At 71.6% G+C, this 4,969-nt stretch carries 6 protein-coding genes; 5 read left to right on the forward strand and 1 reads right to left on the reverse strand.

The genetic code is table 11. The features are described from left to right. The 3 genes from AB0O00_RS29480 to AB0O00_RS29490 form a co-directional block, all read left to right on the forward strand. Nucleotides 1–561 (forward strand): 2'-5' RNA ligase family protein (locus AB0O00_RS29480; RefSeq protein ID WP_363656885.1); only part of this gene is annotated, 561 nt, incomplete at its 5' end. Nucleotides 562–655: 94 nt separating this feature from the next. Then, nucleotides 656–895 (forward strand): chaplin, encoded by a 240-nt coding sequence (locus AB0O00_RS29485; protein ID WP_363656887.1) that lies wholly within the window; start codon nt 656–658, stop codon nt 893–895. 152 nt (nt 896–1,047) lie between these two features. Beyond that, nucleotides 1,048–2,679 (forward strand): AMP-binding protein, encoded by a 1,632-nt coding sequence (locus tag AB0O00_RS29490; RefSeq protein ID WP_363656888.1) that lies wholly within the window; start codon nt 1,048–1,050, stop codon nt 2,677–2,679. Nucleotides 2,680–2,744: 65 nt separating this feature from the next. On the opposite strand, the gene AB0O00_RS29495 is transcribed toward AB0O00_RS29490, so the two are convergent. Beyond that, nucleotides 2,745–3,146 (reverse strand): YccF domain-containing protein, encoded by a 402-nt coding sequence (locus AB0O00_RS29495; protein WP_363656890.1) that lies wholly within the window; start codon nt 3,144–3,146, stop codon nt 2,745–2,747. A gap of 278 nt (nt 3,147–3,424) precedes the next feature. Between AB0O00_RS29495 and AB0O00_RS29500 the strand changes: the two genes are divergently transcribed. Further along, nucleotides 3,425–3,781 carry a DUF6153 family protein gene (locus AB0O00_RS29500; protein ID WP_363656892.1) on the forward strand — a complete coding sequence of 119 codons (357 nt, stop codon included), beginning with the start codon at nt 3,425–3,427 and terminating at the stop codon, nt 3,779–3,781. A 61-nt stretch (nt 3,782–3,842) separates the two neighbouring features. Next, the coding region (locus tag AB0O00_RS29505; RefSeq protein ID WP_363656893.1) for a multicopper oxidase family protein at nt 3,843–4,969 on the forward strand (1,127 nt) is incomplete at its 3' end.

The raw sequence follows: 4,969 nt of genomic DNA on the forward strand, positions 1-4,969 counted from the left end.
ATGGACCTCGCGCCGACGCCGCGCACGGCCGTCGCCTGGCTGCCGCCGCCCGAGCTGTGGCCGCCGATCCAGGAGATCCGGCTGGTCCACGACCCGCAGGTCCGGCGCTGGCCGCCGCATGTCAATGTGCTCTTCGGGTTCGTCCCCGAGAGTGAATTCGCGCGGGGCGTCCCGCTGCTTTCCGCCGCCGCGGCGAGCAGCCGGCCGTTCGCGGTCCGCCTGAGCGGGGTGCACAGCTTCCGGCACCGCGCGTACGCGACCGTCTGGCTCGACCCGGCCGCCGCCGGGCCCGCCCCCTGGGCCCGTCTGTACGCAGACCTCCTGGAGTGCTTCCCGCGCTGCCGAGGCCACGCCGCCGGCTTCACGCCGCACCTGTCGCTCGGCCGCACGCAGCACCCGAAGGAGCTTGCCGCCGAGTGCGCGGCCCGCCTCGGCAGCCTGTCCGCGCAGGTCGGCGAGCTGACGCTGCTGTCCAGGCGGGGTGAGGGGCCGATGCTCCCGCGCGCCTGCGTGGCCCTCGGCAGTGGTGACGTAGCGTGGCCGGACGACACGCCGACATAGCGAGCAATCCGGGCATTTCGGGCGCCGGATCGAGTGAGATCGGGGCGAGTGTGATCGTCACACGGTCTTCGCCACCCTCACAAGGAGTGACGCAATGCGTATTCGCACCACCCTCGCCGCCACCGCCCTCGCCGCGATGTGCGTCCTGGCCGGGGCCGGCACGGCTGCGGCCGGCGACGCCACCGCCAACGGTGTCGCCTTCGGCTCGCCGGGTGTGCTGTCCGGCAACCAGATCCAGATCCCGGTGAACGTCGAGGCCAACGTCTGCGGCAACGCGGTCGGCGTGCTCGCGATCGCGACCGCGGCGATGGGCAACACCTGCATCAACGCCTGACAAACGGCCCGGGGGCCGTCCGTCGACTCCGACGGGCGGCCCCTTCGCCATGCCCGGGCCGCGGGGCCCACCCCCGTTCGGGGGTGGCGCCGGGGGAGCGGGATCGGGACCATGGTCCCCGACCCTCGCGATCCCCAGCCAGGAGGCAGCACGTGCGGACCACGTCGACCAGTCGCAGCTACTCATCCGGCACCGCGGACGTCCCGCTGCTCGGCGACACGATCGGCGAGAACCTCGACCGCGCGGTCCGCGCCTTCCCCGGGCGCGACGCCCTCGTGGACCGCGCCACTGCCCGCCGCTGGACGTACGCCGAACTCGCCGCCGACGTCGACGCGCTGGCCCTCGGCCTCCTCGACCTCGGGATCGCCAAGGGCGACCGGGTCGGCATCTGGGCCCCCAACTGCGCCGAGTGGACACTCACCCAGTACGCCACCGCCAAGCTCGGCGCGATCCTGGTGACCGTCAACCCGGCCTACCGCTCCCACGAGCTGGAGTACGTGCTCAACCAGGCCGGGATCCGCCTGCTGGTCGCCGCGCCGTCGTTCAAGAGCTCGGACTACGCGGCGATGATCGACGAAGTCCGGCCGCGCTGTGCGGAGTTGGAGCGCGTCGTGCTCATCGGCAGCGCCGCCTGGGACGCCCTGCTCACCGCCGGCCGCTCCGGCGAACCCGCTCTCCTCGCCTCCCGCCAGGCCGAGTTGGCGCCCGACGACCCGATCAACATCCAGTACACCTCGGGCACGACCGGCTTCCCCAAGGGCGCGACGCTGTCGCACCACAACATCCTCAACAACGGTTACTTCGTCGGCGAGTTGCTCGACTACACCGAGCAGGACCGGATCTGCATCCCGGTGCCCTTCTATCACTGCTTCGGCATGGTCATGGGCAACCTCGCCGCCACCTCCCACGGCGCCTGCATGGTCATCCCGGCCCCCTCCTTCGAGCCCGGCGCCACCCTCGCCGCCGTCGCCGCCGAGCGCTGCACCTCGCTCTACGGGGTGCCCACGATGTTCATCGCCGAGCTCGCCGACCCCGGCTTCGAGCACTACGACCTCTCCAGCCTGCGCACCGGCATCATGGCTGGCGCCCCCTGCCCGACCGAGGTCATGAAGGACGTCATCGACCGGATGGGCATGGCCGAGGTCTCCATCTGCTACGGCATGACGGAGACCTCGCCCGTCTCCACCCAGACCCGCACCGACGACTCGGTCGAACGCCGCGTCTCCACCGTCGGCCGGGTCGGCCCGCACCTGGAGGTCAAGGTCATCGACCCCGCCACCGGCCGCACCGTCCCGCGCGGCGAACCCGGCGAGCTCTGCACCCGCGGCTACTCCGTCATGCTCGGCTACTGGGGCGAGCCCGAGCGCACCGCCGAGGCCGTCGACGCCGCCCGCTGGATGCACACCGGCGACCTCGCCGTCATGGACGAGGACGGCTACCTCGCCATCACCGGCCGCATCAAGGACATGGTCATCCGCGGCGGCGAGAACCTCTACCCGCGCGAGATCGAGGAGTTCCTCTACACCCACCCCGACATCCTCGACGTCCAGGTGATCGGCGTCCCCGACCCCAGGTACGGCGAGGAGCTGATGGCCTGGATCCGCATGCGCGAGGGCGTCGCACCCCTCACCCCGGACGCCGTCCGCGCCTATTGCACCGGCCGCCTGGCCCACTTCAAGATCCCGCGCTATGTCCACGTCGTCGACGAGTTCCCGATGACCGTCACCGGCAAGATCCGCAAGGTCGAGATGCGCGAGATGGCCATCGCCATCCTGGACCTGTAACACCAACGCGCAACGGCCGACGAGGACGTGAATCCTCGTCGGCCGTCGCGCGTGCGTCCGCGCTCCTACCAGCCCGCGAAGCGCTGGTCCGTCGGCACGATCTCGCGCCCGAGCGGCGTGAGCGAGATCGGGATCATCTTGAGATTGGCCCACCCGAAGGGGATCCCGATGATCGACAGGAACAGCGGAATGCTGGTGATCAGATGCCCGAGCGCCAGCCACCACCCCGCGAACACCAGCCAGATGACGTTTCCCACACACGACGCCGCCCCGGCATCCCGCCGCTCGACCGCCGTCCGCCCGAAGGGCCACAGGACGTAGCCGGCGATACGGAACGAGGCGATGCCAAATGGAATGGTGATGACCAGTACGCAGCAGATGATGCCGGCGAGGACGTAGCCGAGGGCCATCCAGATGCCGCAGAAGATCAGCCACAGGACATTGAGGACGAAATCGATCACCTTCATGGGGGCACCTTCTCATGGCGTACCGGTCGGCTCTACGTGCTGCCATGCCCGGTGGCCTGCGTGTCTACGCCCCTAGGGGGTGCTCCTCAGGGGTCGTTCCGGGTCGCGGGTCTCGCTCTGGCAGTCCCCGTGGGTGGTCTGCTGCCTCGTATCTGGCCGCACTGCCCGTGCGGTTGTGACGGCCTGCGTCGGGGGTGGTGGAGGGGTATACCCTGTGGGGGTAAACGGCGGAGTGGAGGTGGGCAGTGCGGGGTGGGGTGGTGTGGGTCCTGCGGGGGGTGCTGCTCGCGGCTCTCCTCTTCGGGGTGCTCACCATGCACACGCTTGGGCATCCGGTTGGCGAACACGGCCAAGGGCACGGGGGCGGGCACGCCGTCGTGCAGATGCATGACGGTGGCCACTCCGGTGTGACGGCCGATCCGGTGGCGGGGCACGGGATGGACCCGATGGCCGTCTGCCTTGCGGTGCTGGCGAGTTGGGGGCTCGTGCTGCTCGTCGCCGGGGGGTACCTGCTGCGACGGGCCGGTGATTCGGCTGCCGCCGTGCGGGCTCTGTTGCTCGCTGCCGTCCGGGCACTTCCTCCGCCCAGGGGCGGGAGAGTGGTCCTCGACGAAGTGTCGGTGCTGCGTCAGTAGGTGTGTGGCGGTTGCCTCACACGTTCACTGACCCACACCTAGACACGAGGTGCACTTCGTCATGCGTACTCCCTCTCGACGCGCCGTGCTCGGCGCGGCGCTCGCCGCCGCCGGGACCGGGCTGCTGGCCGCCTGTTCGGACTCCATGAAGGGCATGGACCACGGGAAGCAGGCCCCGGCGCCGGGCGGCTTCGTCAGCCCGAGCGGTCCCGAGGTCGCCGCCGCCGAGGCGCGGCGCAACCCCGGGGCGGAGCGCAAGGTCGCGCTCACCGCCACCGAGACCACCCTCGACCTGGGCGGCCGCACCGTCCGCACCTGGGCGTACGGCGACGCCCTGCCCGGGCGCGAGGTCCGCGCCACCGCCGGCGAGACGCTCGCGCTCACCCTCGCCAACCACCTCCCGCAGCCGACCTCGCTGCACTGGCACGGCCTCGCGCTGCGCAACGACATGGACGGCGTCCCGGGGCTCACGCAGGACCCGGTCCGCGCCGGTGCCGCGTTCGACTACCGCTTCGCGCTCGGCCGCCCGGGCACGTACTGGCTCCACCCGCACTCCGGCGTCCAGCAGGACCGCGGACTGTACGCGCCGCTGATCGTCGACGACCCGAAGGAGCCGCTGGCCTACGACAAGGAGTGGGTCGTCGTCCTGGACGACTGGGTGGACGGGGTGGACGGCAGCACCCCCGACGCCGTCTTCAGCGAGCTGGCGAAGGGGATGGGCGGCCACGACATGCCGGGGATGGGGGGCCACGACATGGTGAACATGTCGGCCGGCTCGGGCCCCTCGCGCATGCTCATGGGCGCCCGCAGCGACCTGCTCGGCGGCGACGCGGGCGACGTCGCGCACCCGTTCCACCTGGTCAACGGGCGCCTCGCCACCGCGCCCGAGACCTTCGCCGCCAAGCCTGGCGACCGGGTCCGGATCCGGCTGATCAACGCGGGCGGCGACACGGCCTACCGGGTCGCCCTCGGCGGGCACGAGCTGACCGTCACCCACACCGACGGCTTCCCGGTCGAGCCCGCCACCACCCAGGCGCTGCTCCTCGGCATGGGCGAGCGCTACGACGTCCTGGTGACCGTCAAGGACGGCGTCTTCCCGCTCGCCGTCCTCGCCGAGGGCAAGAACGCCTCCGCGCTCGCGCTGCTGCGCACCGGCGGCGGCGCGGCGCCCGATGCCTCGGTGCGCCC

It is taken from the genome of Kitasatospora sp. NPDC093558, assembly GCF_040683475.1.
In the GTDB taxonomy this organism is placed as follows: domain Bacteria; phylum Actinomycetota; class Actinomycetes; order Streptomycetales; family Streptomycetaceae; genus Kitasatospora.

Bases quoted from the DNA above. Each gene is read 5' to 3' on its own strand.
- AB0O00_RS29495 (WP_363656890.1), bottom strand. From the start codon at position 3,146: ATGAAGGTGATCGATTTCGTCCTCAATGTCCTGTGGCTGATCTTCTGC.
- AB0O00_RS29485 (WP_363656887.1), top strand. From the start codon at position 656: ATGCGTATTCGCACCACCCTCGCCGCCACCGCCCTCGCCGCGATGTGC.